Annotated in this window: 13 protein-coding genes; 5 read left to right on the forward strand and 8 right to left on the reverse strand. The window is 70.8% G+C overall.

Annotation, left to right across the window (positions count from 1 at the left end; translation table 11 throughout):
* Positions 1 to 140 precede the first annotated feature (140 nt).
* The 4 genes from AC07B0_RS19150 to AC07B0_RS19165 all read left to right on the forward strand — a co-directional run bounded on the left by AC07B0_RS19150 (position 141) and on the right by AC07B0_RS19165 (position 3068).
* Complete coding sequence (locus tag AC07B0_RS19150) at positions 141 to 779, forward strand: DUF6230 family protein (protein WP_356882198.1); 639 nt, start codon at positions 141 to 143, stop codon at positions 777 to 779.
* A gap of 107 nt (positions 780 to 886) precedes the next feature.
* Positions 887 to 1447: a DUF6114 domain-containing protein gene (locus AC07B0_RS19155; protein WP_478898626.1), complete on the forward strand. Its 561-nt coding sequence runs from the start codon at positions 887 to 889 to the stop codon at positions 1445 to 1447.
* The gene (locus AC07B0_RS19160) at positions 1437 to 2816 is read left to right on the forward strand and encodes an RNA polymerase sigma factor (RefSeq protein WP_478863283.1); all 1380 of its coding nucleotides are present in this window, start codon (positions 1437 to 1439) and stop codon (positions 2814 to 2816) included. Before AC07B0_RS19155 ends, AC07B0_RS19160 begins: the two co-directional genes overlap by 11 nt.
* A 6-nt stretch (positions 2817 to 2822) precedes the next feature.
* Positions 2823 to 3068, forward strand: coding sequence for a hypothetical protein (locus tag AC07B0_RS19165; protein WP_356882191.1), 246 nt, complete (start codon positions 2823 to 2825; stop codon positions 3066 to 3068).
* Positions 3069 to 3191: 123 nt separating this feature from the next.
* Here AC07B0_RS19165 and pyk read toward each other — a convergent pair whose 3' ends face one another.
* From pyk to pta, 3 genes are all read right to left on the reverse strand, one after another.
* Positions 3192 to 4622 carry a pyruvate kinase gene (pyk, locus tag AC07B0_RS19170; RefSeq protein WP_356882189.1) on the reverse strand — a complete coding sequence of 477 codons (1431 nt, stop codon included), beginning with the start codon at positions 4620 to 4622 and terminating at the stop codon, positions 3192 to 3194.
* 62 nt (positions 4623 to 4684) lie between these two features.
* Positions 4685 to 5899 carry an acetate kinase gene (locus AC07B0_RS19175; RefSeq protein ID WP_356882187.1) on the reverse strand — a complete coding sequence of 405 codons (1215 nt, stop codon included), beginning with the start codon at positions 5897 to 5899 and terminating at the stop codon, positions 4685 to 4687.
* Between the two features lie 57 nt (positions 5900 to 5956).
* The gene (gene pta / locus AC07B0_RS19180; RefSeq protein WP_469381573.1) at positions 5957 to 8047 is read right to left on the reverse strand and encodes a phosphate acetyltransferase; all 2091 of its coding nucleotides are present in this window, start codon (positions 8045 to 8047) and stop codon (positions 5957 to 5959) included.
* 307 nt (positions 8048 to 8354) lie between these two features.
* Between pta and AC07B0_RS19185 the strand changes: the two genes are divergently transcribed.
* On the forward strand, positions 8355 to 9380 hold the full coding sequence (locus AC07B0_RS19185) for an ATP-dependent 6-phosphofructokinase (RefSeq protein WP_356882183.1): 1026 nt from the start codon (positions 8355 to 8357) through the stop codon (positions 9378 to 9380).
* A gap of 128 nt (positions 9381 to 9508) precedes the next feature.
* Here the strand turns inward: AC07B0_RS19185 and AC07B0_RS19190 are convergent, their stop codons facing one another.
* The 5 genes from AC07B0_RS19190 to AC07B0_RS19210 form a co-directional block, all read right to left on the reverse strand.
* On the reverse strand, positions 9509 to 10132 hold the full coding sequence (locus tag AC07B0_RS19190; protein WP_356882181.1) for a helix-turn-helix domain-containing protein: 624 nt from the start codon (positions 10130 to 10132) through the stop codon (positions 9509 to 9511).
* Between the two features lie 454 nt (positions 10133 to 10586).
* Complete coding sequence (gene glgB, locus AC07B0_RS19195; RefSeq protein WP_356882179.1) at positions 10587 to 12866, reverse strand: 1,4-alpha-glucan branching enzyme; 2280 nt, start codon at positions 12864 to 12866, stop codon at positions 10587 to 10589.
* Positions 12863 to 14311 (reverse strand): maltokinase N-terminal cap-like domain-containing protein, encoded by a 1449-nt coding sequence (locus AC07B0_RS19200; protein WP_356882177.1) that lies wholly within the window; start codon positions 14309 to 14311, stop codon positions 12863 to 12865. The genes glgB and AC07B0_RS19200 overlap by 4 nt, the downstream gene beginning before the upstream one ends.
* A 155-nt stretch (positions 14312 to 14466) precedes the next feature.
* Positions 14467 to 16185: a maltose alpha-D-glucosyltransferase gene (treS, locus tag AC07B0_RS19205; RefSeq protein ID WP_356882175.1), complete on the reverse strand. Its 1719-nt coding sequence runs from the start codon at positions 16183 to 16185 to the stop codon at positions 14467 to 14469.
* Positions 16182 to 18176: an alpha-1,4-glucan--maltose-1-phosphate maltosyltransferase gene (locus AC07B0_RS19210; RefSeq protein WP_478898627.1), complete on the reverse strand. Its 1995-nt coding sequence runs from the start codon at positions 18174 to 18176 to the stop codon at positions 16182 to 16184. Before AC07B0_RS19210 ends, treS begins: the two co-directional genes overlap by 4 nt.
* Between the last annotated feature and the right edge of the window lie 272 nt (positions 18177 to 18448).

Genomic DNA, 18448 nt, shown 5'->3' on the forward strand with positions numbered 1-18448 from the left:
CGGGGGTGAACGCCGGTGTATCGGACGCGGCTGCGCCGCGGCTCGGCCGCCTGCGCTCCTTCCCGAGGACGTAGCACTTCTCCCATCCCAGGACGGGTACGGCCCGGACCGGAGATGTACGTCCGAGAAGGAGGAACGATATGAGTTCTCAGGTTCGTGGCGGGACCAGATGGAAGCGCTTCGCGCTCGTCATGGTGCCGAGCATCGCGGCCACGGCCGCGGTCGGTGTGGGTCTGGCGCAGGGTGCCCTCGCGGCGTCCTTCAGCGTCTCCGGCCAGGACTTCAAGGTCTCGGCCGACAAGCTCGACGGTGACAACCTCATCCAGTACGGCGGCATCGCCGAGGGGCACGACCTCAAGGGCAATCCGCAGAAGCACCCGGTCACCATCTCGGGCTTCAGCCACGCCGAGATCACCAACATGTGCCAGTCCCTGGTCACCCCGACGCCGCTGGGCAACATCACGCTCCAGCTGCGTACGGGTCACAAGGGCAAGCCGGCCGTCGCCGACAACATCTACCTGGATGTGGCGGAGCTCGACACCGACGCCGAGTTCAAGAACCTCGACATCGGTGTCGCGGTCGGCGACCCGAGCCACAAGACGAAGCCGCAGGCCGGTACGGTCACCAGCCCGTACGCGTTCTCGCAGCGTGCGGACAAGGCCATCCTGTCGAACGTCCGGCAGAAGGCGTGGGCGACCACGGCGGGCACCTTCAAGCTGCCCGACCTGAAGCTGCGTCTGCTCGGCGGCGACCAGCCGTGCTACCAGGACGAGAAGTAATCGGTCCCGGTGTGTGACCGCGGGGGCGGTCGGCGGCAGCCGTCGCCGTCCGCCCCCGCGGGCTCCACATAGTTCTCCGTACCACCGTTTCCAGGGAGCTGTTGTCCATGAACCCCCAGGCCCCGGTTCGCGCCGCAGACGACGCTTGGCTCACCGTGGTGTACTACCAGTTCCGCGCCTGGAGAGGTCGCCGCCCCTTCTGGGCGGGCCTGTTCACGCTCCTCGGCGGTCTGCCGATCGCCTACTTCCCGTACGCGGACCTGCGGTTGGGCAACATCACCCTCGCGATGGCCACGACGGGCGGGGCAGGCGCGCTGATCATCGGGATCCTGCTGATCACGCTGGGGCTGGGCCTCTGGTTCCAGCAGACCATCCGCGTCTTCGCGGGTGTCGCCGCGATCCTGCTGGCCCTGGTGTCCCTGCCGGTGTCCAACCTCGGCGGCTTCTTCATGGGCTTCATCTCCTCCATGATCGGCGGTGCCCTCGCGCTGTCCTGGGCGCCGGGCGAACCGGTGGACGAGGAAGCCCGGGCCGAGGCCGCGGCGGCGGCCAAGGCGGAAGCGCTGACGGGCGGCCCGCAGGGCATCCCGGCTCCCCGTGACACGGAAACGGTGCACGTGACCGAGACGACTGCCCACGCCGATGGCGGGAGGAACAGTGCGGGGTGACGAGACGCAGCGGGGCGTGGCCCCAGGTGCAGAGTCCCGTGAGAGAAAGGGCCCGCGGCACGCGGCGCCCAGGAAGTCGCTGCTGAACAAGCTCCAGATACCCGTCGGCAAGACGATGGCGCTGGCAGCGATGCCGACGGCGGTGTTCGTCGGGATGGGCATGGCCCCGAAGATGGCACTGGCCGACGACAAGGACATACCCTTCGCGCCCGGCCCGTGCGTGACGCGCTCCGACGAGCCCACGGAGTCGGCCTCGCCGTCGCCGAGCGGTTCCCCGACGAAGACGCCGTCACCGAGTACGTCGCCCGGCGCGACCGCCTCACCGGGCGCAACCGGCGCACCGAAGCCGGGGGCGACCCCCTCGGCCACCAAGACGCCCTCGGCGGGCAAGTCCTCCGAGGCCCCGAAGCCCGACGGGAAGAGCACGCCGGCGGCCAAGCCGTCCGCGAGCGCCTCACCGTCCCCCTCGGCGTCCAAGACGCCGAACCCCCTCGACCCGCTGGGTGTCGGGGACGCCGTCAAGGGCCTCTTCGACGAGCTCGGCAAGCCCCTCCAGGGCGCGCAGAAGCCGGCCACCCCGACGCCCGCGCCCACCCCGAGCGGCGCGCAGACCCCCGACCCGGCCGCGGACGCGATCCGCGACGCGGCGAAGAAGGCCGGCGTCCCGGTGCGGGAACTGCCCCAGGACGTCAAGGACACCGCCAAGTCCCCCAAGGACGAGACGGGCAAGACGCCCACCAAGGACCCGAAGGACACCGACAAGGCCGACGAGGAGAAGGACGGGACCGCCAAGGACGAAGCCGACGAGGACGCCAAGGACGCCGAGGACGCCAAGGAAGAGGACAAGGCCGGAGCCACGAAGGACCCGGACGGGAAGGAACCCTTCCCCTGCCCGACCTACGACGCCAAGGCACTGGCCGACGCCCAGCTGGAGCAGGGCGTACCGCTCCTGCCCGACGAGCCCTGGTACCTCGACAGCTCGCTGCTGACCCTCTACGGCCTGGACTACGCGGGCATCGTCGAGGTGAAGACGGCGGGAGGCAAGACCAAGAAGGTCCTGAAGTTCACGGCGGACTCCCTGGACATCAAGGACCTGTACCAGACGGTCGGCACGGGGGCCAACACCGCCCACCTCAAGTCCCGTCCGGGTTCCACGTCCAAGATCCGCGGCGGCACGGTGACCATGTACACCGAAAGCCTCAAGGGCAACCTCTTCGGGCTCATCCCGATCGAGTTCACCCCGAACAGCCCGCCCCCGCTGAACGTCCCGTTCGCGTTCTTCACGGACGTCAAGGTCGTCCAGGCCGGCCAGTTCGGCGGCAACCTCACCGTCCCGGGCCTCAAGAACTACATCGGCCCGGCGGAGTAGCGGAGGGTGCGACTGCGCTTCGCCGCGCCCGAGGACAGGCACCAGACGGTCGTCTTCGAGATCTGGGGCAGTCACTGCGTGATCGCCCCGGGCGACTGGATCGAGGTGGACCTCTACGCGGCGCGGAACGCCCACACGATCATGCAGACGGAGACGGAGATCATCCTGTACTTCGAGGGTCCGACGGGCGACGAACCCGACCGCCTGCGGATCTGGGATTCGGACGGCAACGAGCTGGAGGACCTGCCCTGAGCGGGAGTCCGGTGCGCACACACCGAGGGCGGCACCCCGATGGTCCGGGGTGCCGCCCTCGGTCTCTGTGCGGCAGAGTGTTCGGTGCGCGCGGTGATGACGCTGACGCCGCGCGCGGTGGCGTCAGGCGCCGGCGGTCCCGCCCAGGTGGTGGACCCGGACCATGTTGGTGGTGCCCGGGACGCCGGGGGGCGAACCGGCGGTGATGACCATGGTGTCGCCCTCGTTGTAGCGGCTCAGCTTGTGCACCTCGCCGTCGACCAGGTCGACCATCGCGTCCGTGTTGTCCACGTGCGGGACGACGTAGGACTCGACGCCCCAGCTCAGCGTGAGCTGGTTGCGGGTGTTGACGTCCGTGGTGAAGGCCAGGATCGGCTGGGTGGCGCGGTAGCGCGACAGCCGGCGGGCCGTGTCCCCGGACTGGGTGAAGGCGATGAGCGCCTTGCCGTCGAGGAAGTCCGCGATCTCGCAGGCCGCGCGGGCGACGGAGCCGCCCTGGGTACGGGGCTTCTTGCCCGGGACCAGGGGCTGGAGGCCCTTGGACAGGAGCTCCTCCTCGGCCGCCGTGACGATCTTCGACATCGTCTTGACGGTCTCGATCGGGTAGGCGCCGACCGAGGACTCGGCGGACAGCATGACCGCGTCGGCGCCGTCGAGGATCGCGTTGGCGACGTCGGAGGCCTCCGCGCGCGTCGGACGCGAGTTGGTGATCATCGACTCCATCATCTGGGTCGCGACGATCACCGGCTTGGCGTTGCGGCGGCACATCTCGATGAGCCGCTTCTGGACCATCGGGACCTTTTCGAGCGGGTACTCGACGGCCAGGTCGCCACGGGCCACCATGACGGCGTCGAAGGCGTCCACCACGGCGGCCATGTTCTCGACGGCCTGCGGCTTCTCGACCTTGGCGATGACGGGGACCCGGCGGCCCTCCTCGTCCATGACCTTGTGGACGTCCTTGACGTCGTTGGCGTCGCGGACGAAGGACAGGGCGACCATGTCGCAGCCCATCCGCAGGGCGAACCGCAGGTCGTCGACGTCCTTCTCCGACAGGGCGGGGACGTTCACGGCGGCACCCGGGAGGTTGATGCCCTTGTGGTCCGAGATGACACCGCCCTCGATGACGATGGTCTTGACCCGGGGGCCCTCGACCTCGGTCACGCGGAGCTCGACGTTGCCGTCGTTGATCAGGACCTGGTCGCCCTTGGTGACGTCACCCGGGAGACCCTTGTAGGTGGTGCCGCAGATGGACTTGTCGCCCGGGACGTCCTCGGTGGTGATGGTGAACTCGTCACCGCGCACCAGCTCGACGGGACCCTCGGCGAAGGTTTCCAGACGGATCTTCGGACCCTGGAGGTCGGCGAGGACGCCGACGGCACGCCCGGTGTCCTCGGAGACCTTCCGGACGCGGTCGTACCGCTCCTGGTGTTCTGCCTGGGATCCGTGGCTGAAGTTGAATCGGGCCACGTTCATGCCTGCCTCGATGAGCGCTTTCAGCTGCTCATACGAGTCGACGGCGGGGCCCAGCGTGCAGACGATTTTGGAACGGCGCATGGAGCGGATCCTATCCGTTTGTTTCGTAGCGGAATATTCCGTCTGGTGGAAAGTCCAAGTGACTAGTGGGTAACCAGCGCGTACGCCTGGGTGGCGATCTCCAGTTCCTCATCCGTCGGGACCACGGCCACGGCCACCCGGGCGTACTCCGCCGACACCAGCCGGGGCTCGGAGGACCGCGCCGCGTTGGCCTCCAGGTCCAGCGCGAGCCCCAGCTCCTCCAGTCCCGCCACCGCGGCCTCCCGGACCGCGGACGCGTTCTCGCCGACGCCGGCGGTGAACACCACCGCGTCCACCCGGCCCAGCACCGCCGTGTAGGCGCCGATGTACTTCTTCAGCCGGTGCACGTACGCGGCCAGGGCCAGCCGGGCCGCGGCGTCGCCCCCGTCCGCCCGCCGCTGCACCTCGCGCATGTCGTTGTCGCCGCACAGACCCAGCAGACCGCTCTTCTTGTTGAGCAGCGAGTCGATCTCGTCGATCGACAGGCCGCCCACGCGGGCCAGGTGGAAGATCACCGCCGGGTCCAGGTCGCCCGAACGGGTCCCCATGACCAGGCCCTCCAGCGGGGTCAGGCCCATGGAGGTCTCCACGCACACCCCGCCCCGCACGGCCGAGGCGGAGGCGCCGTTGCCCAGGTGGAGCACGATCACGTTCACGTCCTCCACCGGCTTGCCGAGCAGCGCGGCCGCGGCCCGGGAGACGTAGGCGTGGGAGGTGCCGTGGAAGCCGTACCGCCGGATGGCGTACTTGTCGGCCGTGGCCGCGTCGATCGCGTACCGCGCCACGTGCTCCGGCATCGTCGCGTGGAAGGCCGTGTCGAAGACCGCGACCTGCGGGATGTCCGGGCGCAGCGCGCGCGCCACCTCGATGCCGGTGACGTTCGCCGGGTTGTGCAGCGGGGCCAGCGGGATCAGGCTGCGGATCTCCGCCAGCACCTCGTCGTCGATGACCGTCGGCGCGGTGAAGCGGGTGCCGCCGTGCACCACCCGGTGGCCGACGGCGGCCAGTTCGGGGGAGTCCAGGCCCATCCCGTCGGCGGCCAGTTCCGCCGCCACCGCCTTCAGCGCGTCCCCGTGGTCGGCGATCGGGCCGAGCCGCTCGCGCTTCCCGCCCGCGGCGCCGGGGCCGGTCAGCGGCTCGTGGGTGAGCCGGGAGGTCTCCTCGCCGATGCGCTCCACCAGGCCGGCGGCCAGCCGGGACCGGTCCGCCATGTCGAGGAGCTGGTACTTCACCGACGAGGAGCCGGAGTTGAGGACGAGTACGCGCGATGCGGTCACGATGAGGGTCTTTCCTTGTCGCGGTCGGTGGGGGGATGCGGGCGGGAGGGGCCGGGATCAGGCGGTGGGCGCGGCGGTGCCCTGCGTCTGGGACTGGATCGCGGTGATCGCGACGGTCGTGACGATGTCCTGCACCAGCGCGCCGCGCGAGAGGTCGTTGACCGGCTTGCGCAGGCCCTGGAGCACCGGGCCGACCGCCACGGCGCCCGCCGAACGCTGCACGGCCTTGTACGTGTTGTTGCCCGTGTTGAGGTCGGGGAAGATCAGCACCGTCGCCCGGCCGGCCACCTCGGACCCGGGCAGCTTCGTCGCGGCGACCGAGGGCTCCACGGCGGCGTCGTACTGGATCGGCCCCTCGATCAGCAGGTCGGGACGCTGCGCGCGGACGATCTCGGTGGCCTTGCGGACCTTGTCCACGTCCGCCCCGGAGCCGGAGGTGCCGGTGGAGTACGAGAGCATCGCGATCCGCGGCTCGACGCCGAAGGCCGCGGCCGTGGCGGCGGACTGCACGGCGATGTCCGCGAGCTGCTCGGCGTCGGGGTCCGGGTTGACCGCGCAGTCTCCGTAGACGAGGACCTTGTCGGCCAGGCACATGAAGAAGACCGAGGAGACGATCGACGCCTCGGGCTTGGTCTTGATGATCTCGAAGGCGGGGCGGATGGTCGCGGCGGTGGAGTGCACCGAGCCGGAGACCATGCCGTCGGCGAGTCCTTCCTGGACCATCAGGGTGCCGAAGTAATTCACGTCGGTGACCACGTCGTTGGCCAGCTCGACGGTCATGCCCTTGTGGGCGCGGGCCTTCGCGTAGTACTCGGCGAACCGTTCCCGCAGGGGGGAGGTCGCCGGGTCGATCAGCTGCGCGCCCGAGATGTCGATGCCCAGGTCGGCCGCCTTCTTCAGGATCGCCGGTTCCTGGCCCAGCAGGGTCAGGTCGCAGACCCCGCGGCGCAGCACCACGTCCGCGGCGCGCAGCACGCGCTCCTCGGTGCCCTCGGGCAGGACCACGCGGCGCCGCTCGGAGCGGGCCCGCTCCAGCAGCTCGTGCTCGAACATCATCGGCGTGACCCGCTCCGAGCGGGCCACCGACAGCAGGCCGCGCAGCTCGGTGGTGTCCACGTGCCGCTCGAAGAGGCCCAGCGCGGTCTCCAGCTTGCGCGGGGTCGCGGAGTTCAGGCGGCTCTGCAACGAGAAGAGTTCGGCGGCGGTCGGGAAGCTGTTGCCGGCCACCGAGACGACGGGCGTGCCGGGCGCCAGCTTCGAGGCCAGCGTCAGGATGTCCTTGCCGGGGCGCTCGTTCAGGGTCAGCAGCACGCCGGCGATGGGCGGTGTGCCGGAGGTGTGCGCGGCGAGCGCGCCGATGACCAGGTCGGAGCGGTCCCCGGGGGTGACCACCAGGCAGCCGGGGGTCAGGGCGTTCAGGAAGTTCGGCAGCATGGCGCCGCCGAACACGAAGTCGACGGCGTCGCGCGCCAGCCCGGCGTCGTCGCCGAGGAGCACCTCGCCGCCGAGCGCCCGGGTGATCTGGGCGACGGTCGGGGCGGAAAGGGACTTGTCGTCCGGCAGCACGTAGCAGGGGACGGGGAGCCGGGCGGCCAGCCGCTCGGCTATGAGGTCCCGGTCCTCGGCGGCCACCCGGTTGACGACCATCGCGACCACGTGGCAGCCCAGGCTCTCGTACGCGCGGTAGGCGTTGCGGGTCTCGGCGCGCACGGCCTCGGCGGGGTGCTTGGTGCCGCCCACGACGGGGACGACGACCGCGCCGAGCTCGTTGGCGAGGCGGGCGTTCAGCGCCAGCTCGTCGGGGAGGTTGGTGTCGGCGTAGTCGGTGCCGAGGACCAGCATGACCTCGTAGTCGCGGGCCACCCGGTGGAACCGGTCGACGAGCCGGGAGACCAGTTCGTCGGTACCCTTCTCGGCCAGGATGGCGGAGGCTTCCTGGTACTCCATGCCGTAGGCCGTGGCCGCGTCCTGCTCGATCCGGTAGCGGGCCTTGAGCAGGTCGAAGAGCCGGTCCGGGCTGTCGTGGAGCAGGGGGCGGTAGACGCCGACCCGGCCTGTCTGGCGGGTCAGGAGCTCCATGATTCCCAACTCGACGACCTGTCGGCCGTCCCCCCGCTCGATACCGGTCACGTACACGCTGCGCGTCACGCGTGCTCTCCGTCCTTGGTCTGTGGTCGTGGCGCCCCACCGTGTGGCGGGCGGATCTTCGAGTCGTTCATCCCGGTTAGGGTGGGCTTGACCTCTTGACAATACCTCCGCCGATGGATAGGGCGCCCCCCGGAACAAGGGCCCGGAAGGGGGGCCGAAAGGCCCTGTGGGCGGAGTCCCGCGAAGAGCGGGGCCCCCCGGGCCCGTGGAACAATCGGACAGGCGTCATCAATACGCCCTTCATATGTACGGCTGTCCGCCCGCACGCGTACGGCCAGGTACGACCAGGAGCAGGAGACACAGCACGATGCGTATCGGAGTTCTCACCGCAGGCGGCGACTGCCCGGGCCTGAACGCTGTCATCCGGTCGGTCGTACACCGTGCCGTGGTCGGTCACGGGGACGAGGTCATCGGCTTCGAGGACGGCTTCAAGGGCCTGCTCGACGGCCACTACCGCCCCCTCGACATCAACGCCGTCAGTGGCATCCTCGCCCGCGGCGGCACGATCCTCGGCTCCGCCCGCATGGAGCGGGCCCGCCTCCACGAAGCCGCCGAGAACGCGGCCGAATTGGCCCGGCGGTACGAGATCGACGCGCTCATCCCGATCGGCGGCGAGGGCACCCTGACCGCCGCCCGGATGCTGTCGGACGCCGGGATGCCCGTCGTCGGCGTGCCGAAGACCATCGACAACGACATCTCCTCCACGGACCGCACCTTCGGGTTCGACACCGCCGTCATGGTCGCCACCGAGGCCATCGACCGGCTCAAGACCACCGCCGAATCGCACCAGCGCGTGATGGTCGTCGAGGTCATGGGCCGCCACGCCGGCTGGATCGCCCTGGAGTCGGGCATGGCCGGCGGCGCCCACGGCATCTGTCTGCCGGAGCGCCCCTTCGAGGTGGACGCCCTGGTGAAGATGGTGGAGGAACGCTTCGCCCGGGGCAAGAAGTTCGCGGTCGTCTGCGTGGCGGAGGGCGCCCACCCCGCCGAGGGCTCCATGCCGTACGAGAAGGGCGCGATCGACCAGTACGGTCACGAGCGCTTCGCCGGCATCGGCAACCGCCTCGCGGTCGAGCTGGAGCACCGCCTCGGCAAGGAGGCCCGCCCGGTCATCCTCGGCCACGTCCAGCGCGGCGGCACCCCGACCGCCTACGACCGCGTCCTCGCGACCCGGTTCGGCTGGCACGCCGTCGAGGCCGTCCACCGCGGCGAGTTCGGCAACATGACCGCGCTGCGCGGCACCGACATCGTGATGGCCCCGCTCGCCTCGGCCGTCACCGAGCTGAAGACCGTCCCCGAGGAGCGGATGTACGAGGCCGAGTCGGTCTTCTGACCGGGGGTGGCAGGCCCTCCCGGCCGGGACTTCCGGCCCCTTTTCGCGCGCCGAACGGCCCCGGTGCGCTTCCCCCGCGGAGCGCCCGGGGCCGTCGCGCGTCCCCGGGGGCCCGGACCGGGCGCGCCCTAACCCGCACCGCCGATCAGGGCCCAGAACCGGTCGGTGATCTCCGCGAGGAACTCCCGGCCGGAGTCCCCGCGCCCGGCCGTCCCCGCGCCGCCGCCCCAGCTGAGGGTCGCCACCATCCGGGACTGGTAGTCGCCGTGCAGGATCTCCAGGGCCCGTTCCAGGTGGGCCTTGGGCACCGGCAGCAGCTTGGCGAGCGGTTTCACGTACGCCTGCCAGCGGGTGGTCACCGCGCTGCGGAGCAGGCCGGCGAGCTCCTCGTGCCGGCCGGTCGCCGTCACGTACTGCGCCAGCGTCAGCCCGAGCACCGAGGCCAGGGCGGCCGACTGCCGCTCGTTGCCCTTCCAGCGTCCGGTGTCCTCCATCTTCTGGTAGGCGTTCGCGTCGAGCCCGATCCGGCGGGCCAGGTCCTCGGGGTCCAGACCGCGGGCCACGCGGTGTTCCCGCAGGGTGACCGGCTCGGCGAGCAGCTCCCCGGGAGAACACCAGAGCACGCCGGCGAGGGCCGTGAGCTCGGTCGAGCTGGGCGACTGTTCGCCCCGCTCCCAGGCCATCACGGTCTCGGGCGCGACGAGCAGTCCGTACTGGGCCTTGAGGCCATAGGCGACATGACCGGGAGCCATGCCCAGGGCCGCGCGCAGACGACGCGCGGCGGGGGCATTGAATGGTGGGCTGGAGTGCACAGGGCACACGGTAGAAGTGGCCAAGGCTTGGCGACTACCAACCGTTCAAACAAGCTCATAACTCGTAGGAAAGTCCTATGGAGTTAAGGGCTTTGACCGGGTTTCCCTGCGACTGTCCGGTAATCGGATCGGTTGAAGATCCATCCACAGCGTACGGATCCGGCCACTCCATTTCAGGTGCCCGGTCATTCCCGCCTAGTGATCCCCGTCACACACCCTGAACCCGCCGCCCACCCCGTACGTGATCCATGTGGGGGCCCTCGCATACGGGGGTGGCGAGGGCCCCGAAACCGCCGGTCCGCACCGGTCGGCGGTGAACCCCACCAGCACGGGCCGGCACCGCTCCCGCATCGACGCGGACCGCAACCCCGGCACCGTCTGGAGGACCGGCTCGCTACGGCCTGAGCCAGACCGTCGCCATCGGCGGGAGCGTCATCCGCAGGCTCGCCGCCCGGCCCTGGGCCGGCACCGGCTCCGGCCGCAGCGGCTTGGAGTGGTGGACGCCGCTCCCGCCGTACACCTCCATGTCGGTGTTGAGGACCTCCCGCCACGCGGGCACCTCCTCCGGCACCCCGATCCGGTAGGCGTGCCGGACCACCGGCGAGAAGTTGGAGACGCACAGCAGCTGCGAACCGTCCTGCGCGAACCGCAGGAACGCCAGCACGTTGTCCTCGGCGGCGTCCCCCGCCACCCACGCGAAGCCCTCCGGCACCGTGTCCCGCTCCCACAGCGCCGGAGCCGCCCCGTACGTGCGGTTCAGGTCGCGCACCAGGTCCCGTACGCCCCGGTGGTCACCGGCCGCCGAATACGAGGAGTCCAGCACCCACCAGTCCGGCCCGTACCTCTCCGACCACTCCGAACCCTGCGCGAACTCCTGCCCCATGAACAGCAGTTGCTTGCCCGGATGGGCCCACATGAAGCCCAGGTACGCCCGGTGCGTGGCCCGCTGCTGCCACCAGTCGCCCGGCATCTTCGACACCAGCGACCGCTTGCCGTGCACCACCTCGTCGTGCGAGATCGGCAGCACGTAGTTCTCGCTGAACGCGTACACCATCCCGAAGGTCATGTCGTTGTGGTGGTACTTGCGGTGCACCGGCTCCTTCGACACGTACCGCAGGGTGTCGTGCATCCAGCCCATGTTCCACTTCAGGCCGAAGCCCAGCCCGCCCGAGTCCGTCGGCCGCGTCACCCCGTCCCAGGCCGTGGACTCCTCCGCGATCGTCACCACGCCCGGGCAGCGCCGGTACACGGTCGCGTTCATCTCCTGGAGCAGCGCCACCGCGTCCAGGTTCTCCCGGCCGCCGTGCTCGTTCGGCGCCCACTCGCCCTCACCGCGCGAGTAGTCCAGGTACAGCATCGAGGCCACCGCGTCCACGCGCAGCCCGTCCACGTGGAACTCCTGGCACCAGTACACGGCGTTGGCGACGAGGAAGTTGCGGACCTCCTTGCGCCCGTAGTCGAACTCCAGCGTCCCCCAGTCCGGGTGCGCGGCCCGGCGCGGGTCCTGGTGCTCGTACAGCGGCCGTCCGTCGAACTCGGCGAGCGCCCAGTCGTCGCGCGGGAAGTGCGCGGGCACCCAGTCGACGATCACCCCGATCCCCGCCCGGTGCAGCGAGTCCACCAGGAAGCGGAAGTCGTCCGGGGTGCCCATCCGCGAGGTCGGCGCGTAGAAACCGGTGACCTGGTACCCCCAGGAACCCCCGAAGGGATGCTCGGCGACCGGCATCAGCTCCACGTGCGTGAAGCCCAGCTCCTTGACGTACGCGGGCAGCTGCTCGGCCAGCTGGCGGTAGCTGAGCCCCGGCCGCCAGGACGCCAGGTGCAGCTCGTACACCGAGAACGGCGCCTGGTGCGGGGGCCGCGCGCCGCGCGCCGCCATCCAGTCCGCGTCCTGCCACTCGTACCGGGAGGCGGTCACCACCGAGGCGTTCGCCGGGGGCACCTCCGCGTACCGGGCCATCGGGTCGGCCCGCAGGGTGTGGCTGCCGTCCGGGCGCGTGATGTCGTACTTGTACAGCGTCCCCTCGCCCACGCCCGGCAGGAACAGCTCCCACACCCCGGTCGAGCCGAGCGAGCGCATCGGGAAGGCGGTCGGGTCCCAGTACGAGAAGTCCCCGGTGACCCGCACCCCCTGGGCGTTCGGCGCCCACACCGTGAACCGGGTGCCCGTCACGCCCTGGTGCTCCATCGGCTCCGAGCCGAGGGCCGTCCACAGCTCCTCGTGCCGGCCCTCGCCGATCAGGTGCAGGTCCAGTTCGCCCAGGGTCGGCAGGAACCGGTACGGGTCGTGGACCTCCACCTCGTCGCTGTCGTACGTCACCAGCAGCCGGTAGTCCGGCACCCCGGTCAGCGGCAGCAGTCCGGAGAACAGTCCGTCCCCGTCGTCGAAGAGCTCGGTCCGCAGCCCCTTCGCGAGGATCGTGACGGCCTTCGCGTACGGGCGCAGCACCCGGAAGGCCACCCCGCCGCGCTGGGCGCGCGCGCCCAGCACCCCGTGCGGGTCGTGGTGGCGGCCCTCCAGCAGCCGGGCGCGTTCCTGCGCGTCGAGCGCGGGCGCGGGCCGGACCCCGTGCGGCGGGGCGGCCCGCCGGGCCCGCGGGGTCCGCGGCTTCCTTCCGGCTTCGGGTGCGGCTTCGTCGCGGACGGTGGGTGACGGCTGTCGTGCGGCGCTCACGCGAGCGGCCTCCTCGGGGGCTTCGGATGGGGGTGGGGGGAGACGGAACCGGGGGCGGGCGGGGTCGGGGGCACGCGGTGCGCGGGCCGCTGGGGTTCCGACAGGCGGCGGATCGCCGCCATCGGGACGTGCAGCCAGTCGGGGCGGTGCCGGGACTCGTAGCGGGCCTCGTACACCGCCTTGTCGGTCTCGTACGCGCGCAGCAGGACGGGGTCCTCGCGCGGGTCCCGGCCGGTGGTGCGGGCGTAGCCCTCGCAGAAGGCGGCCCGGCAGGCGTCCGCCCAGGCGGGGGCGAACGGCCGGTGCGAGCGGGCGGCGTAGTCGAAGGAACGCAGTATCCCGGCGATGTCGCGCACCGCCGGTTCGGGACGGCGCCGGTCGGCCAGCGAGCGGGCCGGTTCCCCCTCGAAGTCGATCAGTGCCCAGGTGCCGTCGGCGGTGCGCAGGGTCTGGCCCAGGTGCAGGTCGCCGTGGATGCGCTGGGCGGGGACCCCCGCGCCCCGGGAGGCGGCCAGGGCGTCGAAGGCACCCCGCAGCCCCGCCTCGTACGGCTGGAGCGCGGGCACCTCGCGGGCGGTGGCGGCCAGCCGCGCGGTCATCCCGGCGGCGAGCCGGGCGGTCTGCTCGGGACCCAGCGCGAGGGTCGGCAGGGCGGAGGCGAGGGCGCTGTGCACCTCGGCGGTGGCCCGGCCCAGGGCGTGCGCCTCCGCGGTGAAGTCGGACCCGGCGCCGAGGCGGCGCAGGGCCAGTTGCCAGCCGTCGTCGGAGCCGCGCAGGTAGGGCTGGAGCACGCCCAGGGTCAGGGGCTCGGCGCCGGGCAGCTCGGCCTCGTACCAGGCGACGGGCGCGGGCACCCGCGCGCAGCCGGCCGCGGCCAGCGCTCTGGGCAGTTCCAGGTCCGGGTTGACCCCGGGCCCGACCCGGCGGAACACCTTGAGGATGAACGAATCTCCGTAGATGAGAGAGGAGTTGGTCTGCTCCCCGGACAGCGGCCGGGGCAGCAGCCCGGCCGGGACCGGGGCCTGCGGGTCCCGGTCGAAGCGGAGCGGGCCGAGGGTGCCGGGGGAGCGCAGCCGCTCCAGCAGGATCGCGGCGAGCCGGGGGTCGCCCAGTGCCTCGTACACCGCCTTGCCCCGGTACGGGCCGTCCTCGGCGAGCCCGATCAGGGCGGGCGCGAGGGCGGGTGGGAGCGGGGCCGGGCGGATGCCGAGCAGGAGCTGGTAGCAGTCCCCGTCGACGTCGAGGAGCAGGTGCAGCAGGCCGGGGGTGGATCCCGGCGGCAGGAGTTCGGCCGCGGAGACGGCCCTGATCCTGCTGATGGTGCGGCCCTTGCCCGCGAACCAGCGCTGGGAGGGCAGCCAGGCCCTCAGCATCGGTTCCAGCGGGCCGATCCCGGCGGCCCGGTCGGCCGTCAGCCGGCTCCGGGCGGATGCAGCCTCCGACATGGCGTCGCGTCCTTTCCCCGGGCCGTCACAGAATGCGCAGAGTGTCCCGGATGTGCGGCAGTTGCTTCTCCGGTATGTGCGAGTGTCGGGTCAGGATGATCCGTACAGGGGCGGGCCGTTGACCCGTTCGTGTTGCCCGCCCCGTACTCGGCCCGTCAGGCGGGGCGTTGTTCGCCCCGTTGTTCGCTGCGGAGCCGGAACCAGTAGAAGCCGTGTCCCGCCAGGGTCAGCAGGTACGGCCACTCACCGATCGGCGGGAACCGCACGTCACCCGTGAGTTCCACCGGGACCCGCCCGTTGAACGACCTCAGGTCCAGCTCGGTGGGCTGCGCGAAGCGCGAGAAGTTGTGCACGCACAGCACCAGGTCGTCCCCGAACTCGCGCAGGAACGCGAGGACCGCCGGGTTGGACGAAGGCAGTTCGGTGTACGAGCCGAGGCCGAAGGCGGGGTTCGCCTTGCGGATCTCGATCAGCCGCCGGGTCCAGTGCAGCAGTGACGAGGGCGATGCCATCGCGGCCTCGACATTGGTGACCTGGTACCCGTAGACCGGGTCCATGATGACCGGCAGGTTCAGCCTGCCCGGATCGCACGAGGAGAAACCGGCGTTGCGGTCCGGGGTCCACTGCATCGGGGTGCGGACGCCGTCGCGGTCACCCAGCCAGATGTTGTCCCCCATGCCGATCTCGTCGCCGTAGTAGAGGATCGGCGAGCCGGGCAGGGACAGCAGCAGGGCGGTGAACAGCTCGATCTGGTTGCGGTCGTTGTCCAGGAGCGGGGCGAGGCGGCGCCGGATGCCGATGTTGGCCCGCATCCGCGGGTCCTTGGCGTACTCGGCGTACATGTAGTCGCGCTCTTCGTCCGTGACCATTTCGAGGGTGAGTTCGTCGTGGTTGCGCAGGAAGATGCCCCACTGGCAGCGCTCCGGGATCGCCGGGGTCTTGGCCAGGATTTCGGAGACGGGGTAGCGCGATTCTCTTCGCACGGCCATGAAGATGCGCGGCATGACGGGGAAGTGGAACGCCATGTGGCACTCGTCCCCGCCCTTCGCGTAGTCCCCGAAGTAGTCGACGACGTCCTCGGGCCACTGGTTGGCCTCGGCGAGCAGGACGGTGTCCGGGTAGTGCGCGTCGATCTCCGCCCGGACCCGCTTGAGGAGGGTGTGCGTGCGGGGGAGGTTCTCGCAGTTGGTGCCCTCCTCGGCGTACAGGTAGGGCACGGCGTCGAGGCGGAAGCCGTCGATGCCGAGGTCCAGCCAGAACCGCAGGGCGGACACGATCTCCTCGACGACGGCCGGGTTCTCGTAGTTGAGGTCCGGCTGGTGCGAGAAGAAGCGGTGCCAGTAGTACTGCTTGCGTACGGGGTCGTACGTCCAGTTCGAGGTCTCGGTGTCGACGAAGATGATGCGGGCGTCCTGGTACTGCTTGTCGTTGTCGGCCCACATGTAGTAGTCGCCGTACGGCCCGTCCGGGTCCTTGCGCGACTGCTGGAACCACTCGTGCTGATCGCTCGTGTGGTTCATGACGAAGTCGATGATCACCCGCATGCCGCGGGTGTGCGCCGCGTCCACGAACTCCACGAAGTCGGCGAGGTCGCCGAACTCGGGGAGCACGGACGTGTAGTCGGAGACGTCGTAGCCCCCGTCGCGCAGGGGCGAGGCGAAGAACGGCGGCAGCCAGAGGCAGTCGACGCCCAGCCACTGGAGGTAGTCCAGCTTGGCGGTGAGCCCCTTGAGGTCACCCACGCCGTCGCCGTTGCTGTCGTGGAAGGAGCGGACGAGGACCTCGTAGAAGACCGCCCGCTTGAACCAGTCTGGATCGCGGTCCTTGGCGGGGGTGTCCTCGAAGGTGTCGTGGACGGGATCGTTGATCATCATGTGGTGGGTGACCCTCCGGTGGGCGGGGACGGTCGCAGAGCGGCCAGTACGTGCGCGGGCGTACGGCCCGGCTCTAGGCGCACGTAGTTCGCCCTGCCCCAGTGATAGGTCTCGCCGGTGAGCTCGTCGCGCACCGCGAGGGACCCGTGCCAGTCGAGGCCGAGTACCGGCATGTCCAACGAGACCGTCGCCTCCTGGGTGTGGTGCGGATCGAGGTTGACGACCACCAGTACGGAATTGGCTCCGGCGTGCTTCGAATAGGCGATCACCTGTTCGTTGTCGGTCGGGTGGAAGTGGATGTCCCGCAGCTGCTGGAGGGCGGGGTTGCGCCGGCGCACCCGGTTCAGGGTGGTGATGAGCGGGGCGATGGTGCGGCCCTCGCGGTCGGCGGCCTCCCAGTCGCGCGGCCGGAACTCGTACTTCTCGGAGTCCAGGTACTCCTCGCTGCCCTCCTTGGCCGGGCTGTTCTCGCAGAGCTCGTAGCCGGCGTAGACCCCCCACGTGGGGGAGAGGGTGGCGGCGAGGACGGCGCGGACCTCGAAGGCGGGACGGCCGCCGTGCTGGAGGTACTCGTGCAGGATGTCGGGCGTGTTCACGAAGAAGTTCGGCCGCATCACCGACGCCGAGCGGTCGCCGGCCAGCTCCGTCACGTACTCGGTCAGCTCGGCCTTCGTGTTGCGCCAGGTGAAGTACGTGTACGACTGCTGGAACCCGACGGCGGCCAGCGCCCGCATCATGGCCGGCCGGGTGAAGGCCTCGGCCAGGAAGATCACGTCCGGGTCGGACTTGTTGATGTCCGCGATCACCTTCTGCCAGAAGACGACCGGCTTGGTGTGCGGGTTGTCGACCCGGAAGATGCGGACGCCGTGGTCCATCCAGTGCCGCAGGATCCGGCAGGTCTCCTCGACGATGCCGGCCAGGTCGGCGTCGAAGTGGATCGGGTAGATGTCCTGGTACTTCTTCGGCGGGTTCTCGGCGTACGCGATCGTGCCGTCGGCCCGGTGCCGGAACCACTCCGGGTGCTTCTCCACCCACGGGTGGTCGGGGGAGCACTGGAGCGCGAAGTCCAGCGCGACCTCGATGTCCAGCTCGCGGGCCCGGGCCACGAAGGCGTCGAAGTCCTCGATGGTGCCGAGCTCGGGGTGGACGGCGTCGTGGCCGCCCTCGGTGGAGCCGATGGCCCACGGCACGCCCGGGTCCCAACTCCCAGCCGACAAGGTGTTGTTGGGGCCCTTGCGGTAGGTGGAGCCGATGGGGTGGATGGGTGGCAGGTACACCACGTCGAAGCCCATGGCGGCGATCGCCGGCAGCCGGCCGGCGGCGGTCCGGAAGGTGCCGCTGACGGGGGCCGACCCCGGCTCCAGCACCGCTCCCTCGGAGCGGGGGAACATCTCGTACCAGGAACCGAAGAGGGCGCGCTTGCGTTCGACGATCAGCGGCAGCGGTTTGGCGGCGCTGACCAGCTCCCGGTACGGGCGCTTCGCGAGCGCCGCGTCCACCGCGGGCGCGAGGGCGGCGGCGTACCGCTCGGCGGCGGGCCGGTCCTCGTCACGCATGACCCGGGCGGCGGACAGCACCGCCTCGCGGCCGTCCCGCTTGGGAATCTTGGCGCCGGCCCGCTCGTAGAGCTCGGCGCCCTCCAGCAGCATGAGGCCGGTGTCGAGGCCCGCCGGGATCTTGATCGCGGCGTGGGCCCGCCAGGTGGCGACGGGATCGCTCCACGCCTCGACGGTGTACGTCCACCTCCCCTCGGTATCGGCGGAGATCCGGGCCCCCCACCGGTCGGTGCCGGGGGCGAGCTCGCGGAGGGGGACGGGCGGGCGCAGCCGCCCGCTGGGATCCCGCAGCACGACGTGGGCGGCCACGGCGTCGTGACCCTCACGGAACACGGTGGCGGAGATCTCGAAGACTTCGTCCGCGACCGCCTTGGCGGGTCTGGCGCCGCAGTCGACGGCAGGGCGGACGTCCAGCACGGGAATGCGACCGATCATGATGGGATCACCTGGGGGCAGTTCGCAGGGCTCGGTGACAACAGGCCAGCCGGTATCACGGCTGGTAGTGCACGCTCTGTTCGCTCTGTTTCTAGCCGCTCGGAAGACGGCTGGGCTGCGGGCATGGCCGCTCCTGTCCGCGTTCACTCGGGTGGCGGGGAAAGGTGGTGGGCGGGTGCGCCGTGCGTGTACCGCGCGTACCCGCTGAGCCCTGCCCCACTCGCACCCCGCCCAATCCGCGTTGCCGGTTAACTACTCGTACGTAGTGGCAC

It is taken from the genome of Streptomyces sp. NPDC044704 (assembly GCF_056433525.1).

Bases quoted from the DNA above. Each gene is read 5' to 3' on its own strand.
- AC07B0_RS19155 (WP_478898626.1), top strand. From the start codon at position 887: ATGAACCCCCAGGCCCCGGTTCGCGCCGCAGACGACGCTTGGCTCACC.
- treS (WP_356882175.1), bottom strand. From the start codon at position 16,185: ATGATGATCAACGATCCCGTCCACGACACCTTCGAGGACACCCCCGCC.
- AC07B0_RS19200 (WP_356882177.1), bottom strand. From the start codon at position 14,311: ATGTCGGAGGCTGCATCCGCCCGGAGCCGGCTGACGGCCGACCGGGCC.
- AC07B0_RS19190 (WP_356882181.1), bottom strand. From the start codon at position 10,132: ATGGCTCCCGGTCATGTCGCCTATGGCCTCAAGGCCCAGTACGGACTG.
- AC07B0_RS19150 (WP_356882198.1), top strand. From the start codon at position 141: ATGAGTTCTCAGGTTCGTGGCGGGACCAGATGGAAGCGCTTCGCGCTC.
- pyk (WP_356882189.1), bottom strand. From the start codon at position 4,622: ATGCGCCGTTCCAAAATCGTCTGCACGCTGGGCCCCGCCGTCGACTCG.
- AC07B0_RS19185 (WP_356882183.1), top strand. From the start codon at position 8,355: ATGCGTATCGGAGTTCTCACCGCAGGCGGCGACTGCCCGGGCCTGAAC.
- AC07B0_RS19210 (WP_478898627.1), bottom strand. From the start codon at position 18,176: ATGATCGGTCGCATTCCCGTGCTGGACGTCCGCCCTGCCGTCGACTGC.